Below are 19,018 nucleotides of genomic sequence, written 5' to 3'. Positions count from 1 at the left end.
ATGAAGATCAACTTATTCGGCTTAGATTTAAAGGTTTACGAAAATACTAAAATTGAGCGTCCAGCAAGCGCCCTAATATGGAACGCCACCATTGCCGGCGCACAAGCTGCCATTGAGGCAGTGTTGACTGTTGGAGAAGCTCAATATTTTTGCAATCTACACTTTTTGGTAGAGGCGCAAGGCACACACTATACTGTCAAGGAGAATGGTCAATCAGATCATAATAAAATAGGCATTCTTCAGACTGGACGCGATAACTATACAGGTCATACTGCCTTCTATTGCGACTTTGATGTATTTCATATTGTGTCATCTCGAATTGCACTGCGAAATTACAATGGTGAAATCGGAATATTATTGAGCGGAGTCAGTTTTATTGGTGCAGTTGACGACTATTCAAATTATCCTATCGAATTTCATTGGAGTACCAGTAGTCCTTTAATGATTAATATTGGGCAACAAAGCTTGCTTTTTACAAAGGGTAGTATCGAAATCACGGCTTCAGTAAAAGGGGCTCTATTGGGCGACTTCGATGAAAAAATTATTGGCGCACTTTTAAATACTACTTTTGAAAGCAAGCCTTTTACATTGAACCTCAACTCGCCTCTGAATTTACAGTCAGTTGAATTTGAAGAGACCAACAACCAAGGCTTGCCAATTCAACTTTATCAGCCTAAACCCAGTGGAATTGCAACTAGAGAGAACCCTGTCAAATCCGCCTTAAATTTTCGTAACGCAAATCTAAAAACCTACTTATATAAGCCCGGAAAATATTCCGCTCTAGATAAACTGACATTACTACCAAAAAACAGTCACGGTTTTAGTCTCGGACTGCATGCGCTTTCAGACAAAGATAATGAAATCATCAAGCTAACAGCCTCGGAAGAGTTGCGTCTAGTGGGACAGATGGCTAATTCCGAGCGCTATTATGCAGGCCTGATGATAGCTGAGGATAAGCCTGTCACTTTGTCTTATCACGGCAATTTAGCTCGAATCAATTCTGTGATCCCTGATGTCAAGTTACTTATTGGTCAATCGAGCATGATTATTGATGCTATGGATTGCGGAGAAGAAAAAGAACATTCCCCCGCAAATACGGGGCTCAGCAGCGATATGATAAGGCGCTACACACTTCCTTATATGAAAACACAAAAAACAAGCCTTTTGGTACCCAAAATGGCGGAAAGTTTTGTGCTAAATACCACATCGACCAATGCCTATGTGATGAAATTTTCTCGGGGTACGACTCAGTCACTGAGTACACCACTGGTAAATGCTAAGTATCAACAACAAACAGGGTTAAAATCTGAGTTTTCAGCAAAATTGAATAAAAGCCTCGAGGACAACAAGCTCAAACACACTATTGAGCATTCTTTTCATGAAACCATGTACTCAGAAAAAAAGGTGGACAATCGAAACCGTCATATCAGCATTAACAAGCTGTATGACGATACCGCAAACAGTTCACTTTTAGCGGATCAACCTACTGTTGATGGAAGTGACATTAAATTCGATCCGCATCATATACGTCAGATTTTTCATCCCATCAGTTTTGATACCGAATTTACCTCAGATGAAGTGCCTTACTATGTCCCTTTCTTTGCTGGCGGAAAGGGGACCATTAACATGGGAAGTCATGCCCATTCGTTAGATTTTAACACTAGTCTGTTTGGCTTTGACGGACAACCTATCGGTTTAACCCTGCAAAATGGTGTGCGATTTCCGATTGCCATTTTAAAGCTGCGTAAAGGGATTACCCTTAAACAAATACTAGAAGAATTGGGTATCTATGACGCAAAAATTGAGTTTTCCACTGCTGACAGTACTGAGACTCGAGACCTTTACACTGACATTTTAGATCCTCAGGTGCAGGGTGTTGATTATGTTGGTGCCATATTGTTTGGAGTCAACCTGGATTTTAAAAAGTTCCCAGTATTAACCTCCATGGTGTCGCCTGGCAGCATGCAATTGCAGTATGTTGCCATCACCCCTAGCAAAGATGCGTCCGCAACTAACAATTATTCCACCAACGGTAAGGTAATTTGGTATAACAACGAAAAGTGGCCTTCGGAATCATGGGATGAAGACGCTGCCCCCCATAATAATAGTGCTTTGCAAGTTAAAAAGGACACCATAAGAGAAGAACGTGAAACTATCTTCCGTATGCAAAGTGTAAAAGCTACTTTTGTCGATAGTCGCTTAGTGGATTTTAACGCACAAGCATACATTAAGTTTCGCTCAGTATTGGGGTCCAGATTAGATCACCGAAAGGTATCCGTAGATGAATTGCCAACTGTAAAAATAAACGGATTTTATGATGCCAGGAATGATGAAATTCGTTTTATTGGTGAACTTCCTACCCGTTACCCGATTATCAAATCCGATGATGGCATAGGTCCTATCAAACAAGTTTATCTGAAACGCGGCGAGATCTTATTCAGGAACAATGAAACCCTGGTTGACATGGATGGGGATATCGAGTTCCAGGAGCTAAATATCGGCAGCATGACACTGGGGGACAGTGATAACAGCGTCGATTTCCGAGGCTTAGGAATACGTCTACCTGCACTGCAAAATGGCAACGATAATGCCCCTAGATGGCTAAAAATACTCTACCCCTCTTTTAAGATTAACCCGAATTTACCACATGTTAATCTGTTCGGAAATGACCAGTTAACCCTCAAGTTTCAGAATTTTGGCCTTGATTTTCCAGCATTGGAGGGTCCCCGTTTTGACTATGGCGGATTGGCAATGCTGGGAGGTAAGAATCTGAGTAACTACGATGTTGTATTTCTAAATGATTATCGTTTTGAAATAGGTGAGCTTCCTGAATTATGCAGCAAAGGGCTGGATTCTCTTTCTCTGGATTTCACTATTGCTTATGGCAAACCCAAAGGCAAATATGAGTTTAATCCTGATGATTTTTCTCTGGGAGTAAGAGGATTTGGCTTTAAAGGGCTGGAACTGGATTTGATGCGCATACTAACCCTCTCCATCGAAAGTGCGTACTTTAAAAACGAGTATCGCCCAAATTTAGGTACTGAGGCACCCTGGCTACAATTCAATGGCGTCAGTTTAAATATTTTAGGCAACTCTATCGTCGACGGTCTGTCTATGGCCATGTACACCAACCCCAATGATGGCCAAAGAGGGTTTATCGGTGTATGGACGCCCAAAGACACAACTATTAACTTCGGCGCATTTTCTATTGACTGGGTACTTGCCGGCAAAGGCATCCAGCTTCCAAAGATTGACGGCGAAGATATGGCCGTTCGACTGCTTTCTGTAAAGGATATGGAAGGCCAGGAAAAAATCAGGTATCTGGTAAGAAATGCTTGGGATGGAGGAGAACTAATTCCCCATGCCACTGCCACTGGATTAACCATTAAAAGATGGTTGTTCGCCGGTGGTTTTACGGTGTTAGGCGATGCGGTCGTTGGTAAATTCATTTTTGAGGATGGTCGTTATTACGGTTTAGCCCTGCAAGGCACCTTTTTGAAAGAATGGTTTGGCCTGGATGTCCCTGCCCTTTCTATTCTGTATGTGAAGGGTAATACTCCGTCTGAAGACTATTTTTACCTGGAATATAAATGTCCTGCGGTAACCACTGGACCAATTCGCTTTGACGGCGGTGTGGTAGGTATCAAGGTGGTGATGAATGGTGGCTGGAAATTTGATTTTGGCTACCCCTATCTGATGAACAACGGGGTTCGCAATTGGGCCCGAAGTTTTGGTGCCATTATCACTCCATTTCAGGGCAAAGGCGGTATGTTTATGGAGATGCGTAAGGTCGCCGTTCGTTCCAATAATAAAAGTGAGATTCGTGTGATTGGCGGCTACGCCACTCAGGTTGGCTTAGGCGCTACTTTTGGCAGCGGCATATTCACTGTTTACGTGCGGGCCGGCATTTACTACGTATTGGCTGGTGAAATCGGACTTTCCAAACAAAACGGTGAACTTGATATTACCTTTTTGAAATTACGCGGGGCCGTTGGAATCTTAGTTGAAGGCTTTGGAGAACTCAATTTCTGGATCATTTCAGCTCGTTTTTCAGTCATCGCGACGGCAGAGGCTATGGCAACTCTAGAATGGAGTGGCAGTGGCAAATCCACCTTACGGGCTAATTTTGTATTACACGCCAGAGCATCCGCTCGTGCCTGCATAGGTAAAAAGTGGTTCAAGGTGTGCAAGAGTGTGCGTGCTTCTACCACTATGGGTTTCAACAAAACATTTTATTTGAACTAATTATGTCTACATCAATTTACATTATACCGGAATTATTCTTTAAGCCTGTCAATGATCAGAATGAGTGGGAGCTGTGGTTCGATGTAATGCCATTCATGTTGTACCCGCAAATGAAAAACGACTTAGCTGGCATCCTAAAAGGGACAAAAGCATTTTCTCTTGACGATATTAACGCCTTAAGTGATGAGCAAAAACAGCAGATGCTGGGCGCAGCTCTTCCTCATGAAGTGGAGGTGAGAGTCACCCTAGGAAACGATAATGGCGATATACTGACAAGAAATACCAATAAGGCGTCCAGACTTCAATTTTCAAATAGTGATTGGTTGGAGTTTGAACGACTGAACCGTGCGATATCAGATACACAGTCATGGCAGGGCAAACAAGAAGATACCCGTTCTCACCTAACTGTACATAAAGCCTTTGCCAAAGCCATTAAAAACGATAACGCACTCACCTACGCGAGATTCCACGCACACAGCATTGCCGAACAACTGGAACAAGCCAACGATGAAGAAAAATTGGCAGTCTGTTCCAGATTGAACGATACCCGACTATTTGGCACACGGCGTATTCTTCCGGCAAATGTTAAATTGGATCAACATCAAATGGTGCTGGATACCGACACATTTGGCAACAACACTACCAATATTCACGGCATGCTTGGAAATATGCTGAAACTTGCCGACAGTAGTCAGGCACTGGATTTAAACACTGCTAACCGGTTAACCATTGAATTTTATCTGAGCAATCGTGCTACGGAAGACAATGTCATCCATACCATAGAGTTCCCAGGTGATAATGTTGAAGATATTTTTTCCAAAATAAAAGCGAAGTTACCCAACCTTCCTGTTCAATATAGAACTCTCAATGACTTGAACAAACGTGTTTATGTAGAGCATGTTCCCACCAATCTTGTGCATTGGCCAAATCTAACCGGCAGTGTTTTTGGTCGCAATCAGGAATCCAGAATCATTGATGATTCGCAAGACACTGTTGTAGATGACCTCAACTTAACCTCAGTGGCAGCAATGCGTCTTGCTTTTGAAAAAGGGGCAACCGACCTCAAAACATTACCTAATCAAATAAGCGTTGGCTTCAAGGCAGTATTCGAAGGAAGCTTTGAAGTTTATCGAGATTTCCCGGTAGACAATGCCAATGTCCTGATGAGATTCGTGCCCGGTGACGAAGATAAAGAAGATTTTTATCGTTACCTCAGTCAAATTAGTCAGCAGGAACGTGTTTTCGCCGGTGCGGAATTACTGTACAGCACTGTAGATGATGCTGTGGAGAAAAAACCTGCGCCCATTTGTGTGTTCAAAGGGTTATTAGCCTGGGATGTTAAAACTGACACCCCCCTTCAGCAAGAGTCTGTAATCTTTTTTGGCGCAAAAGACTACTTGGGTCATGTTGCTGCGGTTGTACCATTGTTTCAAACTAACAGCAATTCACCGCTCAAACTAAATCTGACGAAGCGAGAAATTGGCGATGAGGAAGAAAATAGCTTGCTCTATTGGGAAGCCGCTCCCAACGAGGTAGGGAAACTCCCGTTTAACGGTCCTTACTCTGAAAGTGAGTTCCACGCAGTTAGCTTTGATAACAGCCTGTTGCAAGACAACTTGCAGTTTGCGCAACCCACGATTTTATTCAAGGACGATATCAAGTTTCATATTGCCCAGAGTGCTTCACATATAGAACATGTGGTGACGGCCAAGTACCCCTTCAATGAAGACAATCCAACGACTGATGACTGGTACAACGCTGTAGCTGAAGATCAGGTGAATCACAATACAATCAACGTGTTCACGGAAATGGCCGTAAATGGCAGCATAAAGGTATTACACCTTAATCCAGAACATGAGGAAATCCCAAAATTCGAGTTTAAAGAAAATGGTAAAAATAATCATGTTTTTCATTTCACTTACAATAGAAGACCATGGCCATCTCTGGAAGAACAGGCGCCATGGTCGCAATTAGAAGCAATTTACCAATTGGCCAAACAAAGCAGAGGTCGACCTATCAATGTCGACCTAGAGCACAGTTTTGGAACCAGGTTGCCGCAACATAGCCTTGGCTCCGTTAGTGCAGCTATTGATTGGGATATTGTATTACCTACGCAGATCAAAAAGAAAAATCATCAACCATTTTTTCGTATTGAATACCGCCCACCTGAAGGTAACAAAGGCGAACGCTTTTTACTCCACTTTGATTTTGATTATTTAACCCCCGTAAACTCAACTGATGATCCCAATGACATTCAGCATGAACGAGCAGTGTTTCAGCAGGCCTGGCTCTCAGTAGCTGAAATGAAGTTTGCGCAGAAAGTCATGCTTGAAGGAAACATCGTACGTTTTGATGCCACCAAATATGTAAAAAACTCGGGGAAAAATAATCTTGCAGCCTGCCTTTCATCAGCGCTGGGGCCCGATAATTTTGAGTTGGATATCACGCAGGAGTTGATTAACTATCTGAGTAACCTAACTTATTTGCCAACTGAACCACTGGAAATCGAACTGGATGCCAGCTATGGCTTAAGTAAAAAAGCAAACGCCATAGAAATGTTTATTCATATAGAGCGTGACAAGGACTGCGTCCCCTCGGGTACCTTTAAGCCTTATCGAATAAATAACCAGGCACTGAGTGTGGATGATTGGTATGATCAAAACGGTTTAAAAGTTAAAGAAGTCCAAAACCATAACGTCAAAAAGATCCTTACAAAGTACATAAGCTCATTGCAGAAGGCGAGAGACAGTATTGATGGCATAGATGTTGAAAAAGGCAGTGCGGCGGTGTTTAACGAATTGGTGGGCAATTATGGCTCAGGAGACTGGTTGGTTCCTGAAACTGCAGTAGATGGAAACAAACAGGAAGTCTTCCCTACCTGTATTCCATTGAGCTTCGTACCCATAGATCCTCACCCAAAATACAAAAGCAAAATAGCTTCTTATATCAAAGAGTATTTTGTCTATCTTGATGACGTCATCAATGTTCGCGTACCTGTATGGAGTGAGACGTATAAGGCAGCAGCTTGGAAAACGCATTTTGATACGATGCAAAGTAAACAAGATCAAATTGCCACTCTGTTCGACTCATTATCAAAACGGCTATGGACTCTCCCTCATCCGTATAAGGATTACTCTAAAGACAAAGTGAATGATTTTGTGAATATGTGGAAAGCCGACAAGAAAATAGCAAAAGAGATTCGCGACCAAATTCGTACTCAGCTTATGAACCAACCGGCAAAATTCAAGAATGCAAAAGCCTGGATATTTCACAAATTGAGTCACTCAAATGAGCAACCACTCAATCCGGATTTGTACGAGTTAGAGACAACAAAAATAATCGAACCAATAAACAACAAAACAAAAGCTTCGTTAGTAACACGAAAAGATAGCCTACACAACATCAGTAGTTTTATAAAAGACAATACGGTCGGAGCCGGTGGATTTCTGGAATACCTGGATGATGAATCATATGACAATGATTTTCACTTTACACGCTATCAATTAAATAGCTTTGAGGATGTGATTGACGCTACAGCGAAAGAACGTAATAAAGCTTACAAAAAAGGAATGAACGGTGTTCCCGTTGGTGCTCCTGCGGGTAAAGTAAAATCAGGTATTGAGATTCCATCCGGAGGTATTGTCTACAATGATAAAAATGAATTTGACGTCGTACCAAAAGCGCGAGTATCGCTTATCTCAAGAAAACCTCTTGTTAAGCCAGTGATTGTATTTTCTGGACAATTGGATATTAAAAATGAGAACACCGAGCGATTCAAAACCCAACCAGCTGACCTTGAAAAGTTAAAAAATGGTTTTCTTACTGAACAGTCCAGTTCTCAAGGAGCATTACTCGTCAGTCAATATGTGAGGCAGATCAAGAATAGTTCTGGCGGTTATGAAGATGCCAAGCGAACCTATGCCGAGGATGATGAGTTATTCACAATTATTTGTGAGATCAATGGTGATGAGGAATTAGCACAGGGAGGTCAATGGTCCAACGGCTTTACCAACGACGTATTTGGGTTTTTCTGGGACAAAAACATTCCTAGCTCTGGAGTCAATAGTGTAGGTACCGATAACAGCAGTTATAATTTCATTGCACTGTTTGATAAACTCGAAAAAGATATTGGATTAAACATGCATAATATCGATGACTGGGCTCTGATAACTTCAGATGATGTACTCAAAGATCTCACTGACCATCTGAGTAGACCATTAGATAAGCCTGAAGACAGATCTGTGTTAGATGGACCATTAGTGTTTAAGCTTATAAACGGGGGGGTATCCGCACAACATCAGGGCTTTGATAACTATTATCGCATTCTTACCTTCCGACCCAAATTGAGCGATGCCGGATCAACCAGTGACTCGGCCTTTTATATGGTCCTTCAGATTGAGTTGCCAATATGGAGTACACATTCGCTTGCCCTAGTTCAGGGCCGAAACGTACAGCATAAAAAAGAAAACCTTGACTTAATGATAGGCAGAGTATTTGATCCTAAATTTGCGTTTCTTACGGGCCCGGCTATTGCCTTAGATATGCTGGTGTCGAAATCTGAAAGCGCAGAAAACTCCCCTCCAATTGTACTAAGTAAAAGGAGCTGGAAGCCTAAAGAACTTGTTCAAAAGTTACTGGTGGATGAGCTGAAATTGATAAGTGCTAAAGAATCGATTTGGGCTAGTTTCGATTTAAGCATTTCGGTGTTTCACGAGCAACAACACAAAACTCAAGGCCTGTATTTTGATTCAAACACCGGCAACACATCAGATATGGAAATTATCGAGAAAACTGGGCGACACCCTTTACAGGTCGTTCCCGCCAGAACCACAGATAACAGCTGGAACAAGAATGTTGTTGATTTCTTAAATCCTGAGCACCATGAATTTCAATTGGACTTTCAATGGCAAGGTGACAACAACAATCAGTTTTACAGTATTCGTAACGTACGAGTGATCATTCAAAAGGAGCATTAAATGGTAAACTTTAACGATGTAAAACAAAATTATCCTCGCCCTACCAGCACTAACAGTGCTCAGGCACGTGCCGATTTATATAACGCCTTAGGGGGAGAATGGCCAACGTTAATTAACAATCCAAACTACGCAAATACTTGCGCCATTCGATTGTCTATAGCAATACGTAAAAGTGGTATAGAAATACCCAGCCAATACAAAGAAGCCCAGGATGGTGCAGGCAACACAATAATTCTGAAAGTAAAAACGCTAAAAAACTTTATTGAATCACAAATAGGCACGCCTTTTTGGGGCATAAGTAAACAACCAGGGCAGCCAATAGGGAGTAATACTCTTCCTTCTGTTAAAGGCATCATTGTTTATCACGTAGCCTGGGCTGACGCCACAGGACATTTTGACCTTTGGAATGGTAATGATTTTGTTGGTAATGGAAATTTTAGTGATATACAAGACGGATACCACTTAGCCGTTTGGAAGTTGAATTAATACCGAGTTGTTTTCATTAAAGTATTTCTAATCTATGAACAAATATTATCTTCATTTTCGTATAACACTAATAATTCGCCCGACGGTTTAATAAAAGTAACAATGTTGTCGTCACCAGCTACATCTTTACACCCAGGAATCCTCAAGTGCCCCCACTCTAGGCTTCCTTCATCATCTCCTCTATCCGTTCTCAAAACATTTTCTTTAGAGATGCCTAAAGCATTTAGGGATCTATTAAGGGTTGAACTTCTAGGGTGACTATACTTGTGACCAGCGGAGATAATCATATAGCTTGGGGATACAGCCTCAATAAAACATTTTGAACTGGCGTTATTGGCACCATGGTGAGGTAAAAACAAAACATCAGAATTCATTTTTTTATATGAGTCAACAAGATACTTTTCACTATAAGAACAGTGTTCATTATCATCAATTTCTTTTCTTCCAACTATATCTCCAGTAAATAAAAGAGACTTACCGTAGGCTGATAATTTTGCCGTTATGCTTATACTATTTCTTAATTTAGATTCGGAGAGTTCAGTGACATCACTTTTATCAGCTGATTTGTACCAAATATCACCACCAGATAAAAGCTCAACTTTGAAGTTTCCTATTTCAAATACTCGTTTGACCTGCTCCAATCCTAGTGAGCTTAAGTTAATCACTGAGGCCCCTCTCTGTACCGATTCAGAAAGACTTTGGTTAACTTTTCTCCATGTTTTAACTCTCTCCCTTTCGTAACCTGTATGAATGACAATTTTAGGAGTAAATCTATTGAGTATTTTAGTTACATTTCCAATATGATCAGAATCCGAGTGACTTAGGATAACTAAATCGATAATTTGATTTGGCATGTTTTTATACAAATCAAGATAGCAAAATTCATTATCCCACCGGCCAGCATCATACAATACAACTTTTTCTGTTAAGTGGTCTTTAATTATAATGCAGAGGCCTGGCCCTACATCTATGGTACGTACCTCTATAGTTGCCCATACTTTTTGAGAAAAAATAACGATGAATAATACCAATAAGCAGTTTCTCAATTCTCTAATCGTCCAAATGAGAGCTGATAAATTGGAAAGCATCTTTTATTACATCTTCTCTACCTTCCAAAGGGCCTTTAAGATCTGAAGGCATCAAGCTATCTATTTCTTTAACAGCAGCTTTTAATGTGCTTAAACCTATAACAGTGTACAGTTTTAAGAAAATTCTCAACTGTAATGATTTTAGCTTATTTACGCAGGTATCCTCATCTGCAGCTTTCAGCTCATCAATATCTAACTGAATATGTTTAATTTCATCGCTAGATACGTTTTGCATTGCGTGAGTACAAAGTGAAAAGATATGCTCTGTAAGTTCTACACGCACACCTTTCGATAGCAAACTAATTTCAGTTGTTCTTTTTGCTCCTCTCACCCTATCGACTTCTCTGTCAACAATATCAAGCATTTTTTTTAAGACAGCGTTCAAGCCTAAATCAATCTGAGACTTTTCACCTAGCTTAAGGAAAGAGCTTCGCATAAGAAAAAAACTAGATAGAGAGGCTTGTAAAATATCTGAAACTCTTTGGCTTAACAGAGGCAAGCTTTCCTCGACCTCAAACCCAAGCCCAAACACTTGTATTAGATAAAGAGCAGATACACAAATTAAACCATTTATTAATAGGTACAGTAACCCTGGTTTGCTTGAGAGAGCAGAAACAGGATCATCTTTATATCTAGATGAGAGCTCTATGGCTGAGAAAAATAATCCCAGCCACCAAGTACACAGGTAATCAACAGGGTAAATGTAACTTTCGCTTGATGAGTAAAGTAAAAAAGAAACAAATATGTGTATCAATAGCACTACAAATGTCATATATCCAAAGTTAAAAAACTTAGTAAGAGCGCTTAATTTATTACTAATAGAAATGACAAAATTCCCTGTAATAAGAGATTAAAAAAAGTTGATTTTTTTTCTCAAAATAACATTTTTAATTTGGGTTAACCCCAACCTTGTAAGCGAAACCGATAAACTGTTAAAGGGATCATCTGAGAGTGGTTTTTCGTTACGTTTTATAGAAACATACCCTTTTTCCTTTAAAGAAACTAACACTCTTGAGAATGCAGTATAATTCACCCTCATTCTTTGCTTTAACAGATCAGCTGTTAATTCTTGGGTGCCATATTTATTACTTTCATCTTTATCCTGATGAAAACGGACATTATCTGAGTGTTCTATGAGAATCTGTAAAGCTCTGTTTTCGAGCCTACTGAAAAACTCAGAACTAGCCTCTGAGCGAGCACTCTCAATATCTTCTTCATGAGAGTACTTCATAGCGTACTCACCCATACAGAAATTACTCCATAAATATATGAATTTTTAACAATAATAGAAATTCTAGAATCCGCATTTTGAACTAATTTAATCATTTTAACAACCTATATTAGTCATGGACTGATTCATCTTCCCACTGAACCTACAATCTAAGTATAGCTAATAATTAGTAAGCTATATGAAATCTTCTGAATGGCTGATTAATTTATATGCCCATATTTCTAGTTTTCGACCTGCGCTGCTGGAAATAGGCGTATTCCTTTAGAAGTTATTATGGCCTATCACCTTAATAACCGGCGCAGCTTTGCTACCCCGCCTCCTGAAATGCGCGAAGTTAATTGATTTATAACAAGGAATTTTGCTCAGCCTCGTGGGCTACTTTTTTAAGTGTTTCATTATAGGCTTGTGCGTCATTGGAAAAATGTGCACGCCTATGACAGTTAGGGCAAAGAGCCACCACATTCTTAGGGTGGTCCGGTCCTCCATCTGCGAGCCTATGAACATGATGACACTCAAGATATGGCCCGCTTTTAGTCTGAAAGGGAGCGCTTGCTCCACACCCTTCGCATATTCCCTTTGATCTAGCGATAACGTAAAGCTTTAGTGCTAGTGAGCGATAAACAGCAATTTCTTGTTTTTCTTTGGGTGTACTTGTTCTAGAGCTTTTGTTTAAGGCTGCTTTACGTAAATCTTTAATTCTTTTGTTCTTAAGCTGCTTCGGACTCTCTGGAGAAAAGATAGCTTTCGGTTCTGCGGCGGTATTTTCTTTGTAAGATGAATCTATATCCAGATGAAAGACGAAGGCTGTTCTATTGTTCCCTTCTCGGTCAGGACGATCTTCCTCATGATAGCCCAAACATTCTGCTGAACCAATGTAACGCACGTATGCTTTTCGAATATATTCAAATACGTGAATGGTTTTACCACTTATTGCATGCTCAAAAATGGCTTTATTACCAGACACCATTTTCATGTCACCGATTTGCCCTTCGCCTGTATACCAGAATAAACCATCGTCGTGATACTCATCTCGATAGCCATGCTGTTCGCCGGAGTCAGAGGTGAAAATAAAAACCACTGGGTGATTTTTCGGTGTAGATATTCCACCTTGAGCCTGGCCACCATATACACCATGAATTTCTTCTTTTCTTTTATATTCTTTGCCAATTTCAAACACGGTACTTCCTTAAGTCTTGTAATAAATTAATAGCTTGCTAATTGCTTAATTACTTGGCACTTATCCAAAACTTTTCAACGTAATTTTGATTAATTGCTAATTCAAGTTCATGAGTGTGTTTTTTGTTAGCTAGTTCCGTTTGTTTCAACTGTTTTAATAGCTTCTCGTTTCTTGAATTCAATCGTTCAATATCAAGTTGGGAGGGGATAACATTTAGTTTTTGAGAGTTACATCCTTTATGGGCATAAACTAAATTCCACAAATCATCGCTATACATAAATGACCAAGGGATCACATGATCGATACTCACTTGATCTTTAGGAATTGGGTTGCCACAAAGAAAACATATTTTTTTACTACTTATAACATCAAGATAAGGTCTAAAAGGCTTCAAAGACTTCCGCCTAATTGACTCTCCTAAATCCATTGATTTCACTTTTTTGGCAACTCGAGGTGATGTATTAAACTGCTCTAAGATCTGAGTCCAACGAAAGTTAATAGAATCAAACAAGAGTGAAGAGTTTTGAGCAAGGACCTGTATATTTTCTAATAAGATAAAGTCAGCTTCTTGTTCATAAAAATATAGCTCAGCCTTTTCATTGCCTAGATTTAAAAAACGCCAACTAACATCCCTTTTCAAAATGCTCACCAATTTTTTATAGTTGATGTCTAATAAGTGCTCTACAAGCTCAAATCGTTTGGGAATTTGCGTTCCTTGAATCACATAAAAAGAGTTAATTAAGTATTTTACTTCTTTAATAAACTTGGGTGGTTTTGATGGGTTACTCCCTTGTATTAAATCAAAGAAAATTGTTTGATTCCAGTAATTCCGAAGCATCACCTTAGCTATTTCTTCTAAATAGATCCGAGGGTCGGTTCTATTAATTGACAACTCAACAATTGCTCTGGCCCAAGCCATTTTATAGGTATTATCGACGCTGCTACTTTGAATAACTAATAAAAATTGGTTCAGAAAATTAGTCACTTAATTAAATCCTTATATTTCACTATATAATTTGATGGTTTTTGAGCAATCGCATTTAGCACTTGCCATTTCGTCCAGGTCTATTAACTTCTGCCATCCATAAAATATCTTTTGAACCACGATTTTGTAGCTCATACACACAAGATTGGATTCATTTATATCTGTAAATTATCCCTTTCACTTCTCTGTAACCAGAACCATATTTAAAAGAGATATAAATCAATCCACCAGCATTTACATGGGTTATCAACACCTCATTAAGGTGTGAGCCAAATGACCACTGTTCTCAAATTGAACGCTATAAATACAAAAACTGACCCAAACCAATAATGCCAAGCGTTTGAATCACTCTTAAATTGTTTGCTTAGTTTATGACTTCCCAGTCGCTGGAAGTAGCCCAGAAAAAATTGGAGTTTACTTAAGCTTACTCAATTTTAACTTCAAATATTCAGCGTTTGGCTGGTTATCTAGATCCGAAGGTGCGCGAAAAAACAAAGCTGTTTCACTTATACTACTACTATGAACAACTGAATAATCAGGCTCTATTAGAATTAAACCTCTATCAAATGCAATTTCATGATTTACACACAAACAAATACCGTTACTCACACAGTCAGGGCCCCCATTTACTACATCCATAATGTGCGCAGCACGCAATAAAGATGCCTCCTCGATTGAACACAATGCACATTTATTACCGTATGCTTCAAGAACTTGTTTTCTAAATGAAGCCTGTTTTCTGACTGGTTTCTTTACTACAGATTCCTGCCATTCTCTTCCATTTGGATAAGGACGTCGTTTTAGAAGTTCTTCCTCTGACTCATATGTGTAGTTTCCGTCCTCATCGACAGTAGCACGGGGGAAGCTTTGGAATCGTATTCTACTTACATCTAAAAAGACTGGGGGCCCTCCGGGTGAAAGCATTAGCACCAGCCTTATTTCATCTCTAGTTTGATAGTGTTCAAACATCACTATGGCATTAAAGTTATCATCTAGCGCCTTTATCCATTTGGGTTCTAAGTTTTGATTTCTACCCTCTCGGATAGAAGCATCATTTGCTTCCTCAAGAATTTTCTTTGGCAAATATATAAATGTTTTATTCATATACTCCTCGATAGCTGATATGTAAACTTAACGCCCAATTAAGTCTTCTGACCTCAATAGCTATATTCCCGTAAATCACTTTAAACTGACGCATAGTAAAAATGCAACGCGTGTCGAATCACTCTAAAATTGTTTATTCTATTTCAAGTTCTCCACAAACTGTTTCATTATGGTAAGCAATACTATTTGGGGACAACTTGTGTCCTCGAACTTGATTTATTTCTTCATAGTTTAATTTAATTGAACCATAGTCACACATGACGTGATGATTTGAACACAAAACAATAATATTTTCGGCAACATCAGAACCATTATGAGGATTACCCAATGGTATTATATGATGAGCTTCTGAGTAGGACCCCCCCACCTTTTAACGATACAGTCCCACCACAAATTTGGCATTTATTTTTGTGTAAAGATTTCAATTTTCTAGCTAAAGAGGTGTCTCTTAATACTCGATAAGTCGAAATGTATTTTCTACCAGGTTCTTCTTCACCGTCTGGGAGGTCGAGAGCTTTTGGCGTTTGTTCCAAGCTATTACGTAGACCCCAAACTCCAGCACCTAAACCATTTACGGAATAAAATAGATCTTTACCTTGCTTAAAACCATTAGAGTCTGACGATAGATCCTGAATTCTTCGTCTGATCACCGCTTTCAATGTTTCCGGCAAATCTGTTATAATTCTCTCTATTTCATCATGAATATCATCATAGCTTGCAACACCACCAAGGTTCTCAAGGGCTGTGATAATATCTTGTTCCCATGAAGCCATACTTTCTCCTGAATTATAATTCTTTGTTAGGGTGAACAACGCAATACAGAAGCTCCCGCATGCCACCCTAAACACAACGAATAGAAAACATGCCTCACTATGCAAATCACTCTTAAGAAGTTTTTAGATAGCTTCAAATACGACAGCAAATTGACCATGCATTTTTTTAGCTAGGAAAAAAGCTATGTGGTTAAGGTCTTTGTCAGCACAAAGCTCTTGTATTTTTTTATGATTAGATCAGGAGAGTTAACACCAAAGCGAATCTCTTTAATTGCCTTTGGATTAACAGTGTACAAACCTGAGCCATTTTTATAGATTCTAATTTCCTTTTCATAACTCCATTCTGTTGACTTAACTTTCAACGTATCAGTTAACGCCTTACTTGGATCTTTCAAGTAATTTAAAACTTCGTATGTATCTCTATAATCGATTTTAATAGGCATTATAAAGAACTCTAGGTCTTTTCTTACTTCAAGCCCAATAACAGCTCCTCGATGGTAATCCGCATAGTGAGACCACATCAATATATCGTCGTAGCATGATGACAACGATAAAACTCCTTTATCATTTATAGTTTTGTCTTTGACCTTATTAACAAGTTCTTGTAACTCGCTTGGATCTTTACGGAACATTTCTATCGAATCATTAACTTGTTTTTCTGTCATGCCTAAAGAGAGAAAATGAGTACGTGCATCCTCTAATTTGTAAGAGTTGACCTCTGATAATGAACAATCAAAAGGATCATTAAAGGTATTAGGAGGAGCAAACCAAAAAGAGTTATTACTTAAAATCATTTCTAGCTGTTCTATTGTTCGGTACTTATACAAAACCTCTGGATAACTGCCGTTATCAAGACCTTTCATCAGCAGGGATTTCTTAGTTTCAATATCCATGTTCTTTCCAGAAATACTAAAGACAAACTAGGCGATGCAGCTTACTTGTTTAGTCACCTAATTAACTATTTCATGACAGCTTATATGGGGGTTTTTGTTTTTGATAAACGACGTCAAATGATTGAAATGCAATTCTTGTTGTTGTCACAATTATTTCTTTACCTTCAGGGAGAGAGCTGACTAACTTTTCTTTACTAGTACTATTGAGAGGACCAAGTACTAACCCTGTGACCCTTAAGTTATTGCCCAGCTTAACAAAATCATGCTCTCCTTTTGTGAAACACTCTTCTCTTAAAAACTGAACTCTGTATTCTTCTTCGTATGACCAATCAGAATACTTCGTAGTGTACATTTTAAACATCTCACGTTTGGCAGCTTCATCACGCTTATCCATAAGTGCATGTAAATCCAATGAACTGCGATCCTCTTCATATGTTATTGGATGTGCGTCCTTGCTTGGCACCTCAAGCTCTAGCGCTATACCTCTATGGTTGTCAGCATAATGCCCCCACAGCAACGGGTTTTTCCAACTTTTGCTAAAGCAAAGTATTCTTAGTTTTTCATTTATCTTTCTCTTATTTTCCAGCATAACAGTTCTTGAAACCTTATCTTCTAGAGACATAGCTAACAATTCAAAGGGATCATTTAAGTCATCGTATTTCGATACCTTTATAAATTGTTTTTCTAGAGCTTCAAGGGCCCATTTTTCAGAGAGAAAATGATATAGCTTCATATGATATTAATATTTTTGTATTTAGTGATATGCCGTTTGTGTTGCATAATCGCTTATTGGCCAGAGTCGCTACCTTCTCGGTGTCAGAGTAGGTGTTTTTTATGCTGTAAGAATTTGCTTTTTTGAAGCACTAGTCAAACTAGTTAGTTTGATCAGCTAATTTATTATTATCTAGGCTTTCCCTGCAAATATCAGCGCTTATTGCGTATCCATTACACCTAAGTTTGGCCAGATAAGCAATTGTATTTTTTGCTCGTATAAAGGCTGATAGCTTTATAAGAAGTTCATTAAGGCACAACATCCTACCCCAAAAAATGCGGCTGGTGAAATATCTCCCCTAGTACTCAGTCAATTTGAGCAGATGAGATTTCTAGTGATAAACATACTATAGTGCTCGCCATTAACCTTTGAAGACAAACCTAAAACTTTGCATATTCGATAAAAATTTTGCCTCCAACTTTGCTAGATTCTCGCTAGATTAGAAACGAACTCATGACTTACCAGTAGTGTATATTTAAAGGGTTTGGTTGCTAATAGGAAAAATAATAGGTAAAGACATTTTCTTAATTTACTGAATTTAGCCAAAAATGTTCAATTAACAAGCAGCAAAAGTGCGACAAAAACCTATCTTGACGTCACAAATTGAGAGGTTTTACATAACTATTTTAGATATCTAAAAATGTTCAAAACCTCGTCAACAACAATTTAAAAACTTATAAAACAGTAATTTAAAGTTAATCACTTCCGTGGAACATATGACATATGTGCGACATTAAATGAAATTGTCATAACCTTGTCGTCATACTTGGTTTTAAGTGAAAACAGTAAAAATTAGCTTGGTATGATAGAGATATTTGATCCCTTGGAATGAGTACGCGGAAAGAGTCACCAAAAACAAATTGACATTAATTGGCAACAAATGACGATGACTAACAAAACAATTTAATAAATACTCATTCCAACCTTAACCAGCGGAGAAATTTTATGGGTAGTTGTACTAAGCTTGAGTAACAGTTAATGGTTGTTCATTCGATCAAGGTTGCAGAAGAAGAGGCGAAGATATGCGAAAAGTATGTCATTAGAGGAGATCGCATAACTTGTATGCGAGGCCCGCTAAAAAAACAAGAAATATTCAGACTCTAATAAGTTTGTCAAAGAATATCGTTTAAAAGCAAACTTGAACTCATTAGCTTTCTTAAGTTCTGCAGAAAACATTAAAGACATAAAAGAATATGACTCTTGCTTGAGCTTAACTGGGTATCGTTTAAATATCTACCAAACTAGTGATTTAGATTATTACACTGAAATTAAAATTTTTTATTAAGCA

Annotated in this window: 13 protein-coding genes; 3 read left to right on the top strand and 10 right to left on the bottom strand. The window is 38.9% G+C overall.

Going from position 1 to position 19,018, the window contains the following annotated elements:
• Genes NO991_RS11890 through NO991_RS11880 form a run of 3 tightly spaced genes read left to right on the top strand, consistent with a single transcriptional unit; the run spans position 1 to position 9,707 of the window.
• Positions 1-4,245: a hypothetical protein gene (locus NO991_RS11890; protein ID WP_371352046.1), complete on the top strand. Its 4,245-nt coding sequence runs from the start codon at positions 1-3 to the stop codon at positions 4,243-4,245.
• Between the two features lie 2 nt (positions 4,246-4,247).
• Complete coding sequence (locus NO991_RS11885) at positions 4,248-9,221, top strand: hypothetical protein (protein ID WP_371352045.1); 4,974 nt, start codon at positions 4,248-4,250, stop codon at positions 9,219-9,221.
• On the top strand, positions 9,222-9,707 hold the full coding sequence (locus tag NO991_RS11880; protein ID WP_371352044.1) for a T6SS effector amidase Tae4 family protein: 486 nt from the start codon (positions 9,222-9,224) through the stop codon (positions 9,705-9,707).
• Between the two features lie 32 nt (positions 9,708-9,739).
• On the opposite strand, the gene NO991_RS11875 is transcribed toward NO991_RS11880, so the two are convergent.
• From NO991_RS11875 to NO991_RS11830, 10 genes are all read right to left on the bottom strand, one after another.
• Entirely contained in the window at positions 9,740-10,795 is a 1,056-nt protein-coding gene (locus NO991_RS11875) for a ComEC/Rec2 family competence protein (protein ID WP_371352043.1), read from the bottom strand.
• Positions 10,758-11,567, bottom strand: a complete 810-nt coding sequence (locus NO991_RS11870) for a hypothetical protein (RefSeq protein ID WP_371352042.1) — start codon at positions 11,565-11,567, stop codon at positions 10,758-10,760. The genes NO991_RS11875 and NO991_RS11870 overlap by 38 nt, the downstream gene beginning before the upstream one ends.
• Positions 11,568-11,645: 78 nt before the next feature.
• Positions 11,646-12,026, bottom strand: coding sequence for a hypothetical protein (locus NO991_RS11865; protein WP_371352041.1), 381 nt, complete (start codon positions 12,024-12,026; stop codon positions 11,646-11,648).
• Positions 12,027-12,369: 343 nt separating this feature from the next.
• A complete protein-coding gene (locus tag NO991_RS11860) occupies positions 12,370-13,203 on the bottom strand; it encodes an HNH endonuclease (RefSeq protein WP_371352040.1) in 834 nt (277 codons plus the stop codon).
• Positions 13,204-13,252: 49 nt separating this feature from the next.
• Positions 13,253-14,188, bottom strand: coding sequence for an HNH endonuclease (locus NO991_RS11855; protein ID WP_371352039.1), 936 nt, complete (start codon positions 14,186-14,188; stop codon positions 13,253-13,255).
• 414 nt (positions 14,189-14,602) lie between these two features.
• On the bottom strand, positions 14,603-15,292 hold the full coding sequence (locus NO991_RS11850) for an HNH endonuclease (protein WP_371352038.1): 690 nt from the start codon (positions 15,290-15,292) through the stop codon (positions 14,603-14,605).
• Positions 15,293-15,425: 133 nt separating this feature from the next.
• Positions 15,426-15,659, bottom strand: coding sequence for an HNH endonuclease (locus NO991_RS11845; protein WP_371352037.1), 234 nt, complete (start codon positions 15,657-15,659; stop codon positions 15,426-15,428).
• Entirely contained in the window at positions 15,613-16,065 is a 453-nt protein-coding gene (locus tag NO991_RS11840; RefSeq protein ID WP_371352036.1) for a hypothetical protein, read from the bottom strand. The genes NO991_RS11845 and NO991_RS11840 overlap by 47 nt, the downstream gene beginning before the upstream one ends.
• A gap of 182 nt (positions 16,066-16,247) precedes the next feature.
• The gene (locus NO991_RS11835) at positions 16,248-16,958 is read right to left on the bottom strand and encodes a DUF2971 domain-containing protein (RefSeq protein WP_371352035.1); all 711 of its coding nucleotides are present in this window, start codon (positions 16,956-16,958) and stop codon (positions 16,248-16,250) included.
• A 70-nt stretch (positions 16,959-17,028) separates the two neighbouring features.
• Entirely contained in the window at positions 17,029-17,691 is a 663-nt protein-coding gene (locus tag NO991_RS11830) for a DUF2971 domain-containing protein (RefSeq protein WP_371352034.1), read from the bottom strand.
• Positions 17,692-19,018: the final 1,327 nt, after the last annotated feature.

The sequence above is a fragment of the Pseudoalteromonas sp. DY56-GL22 genome, from assembly GCF_041414715.1.
GTDB lineage: Bacteria > Pseudomonadota > Gammaproteobacteria > Enterobacterales > Alteromonadaceae > Pseudoalteromonas > Pseudoalteromonas simplex.
This window is presented reverse-complemented; position numbering and strand designations above follow the sequence as displayed.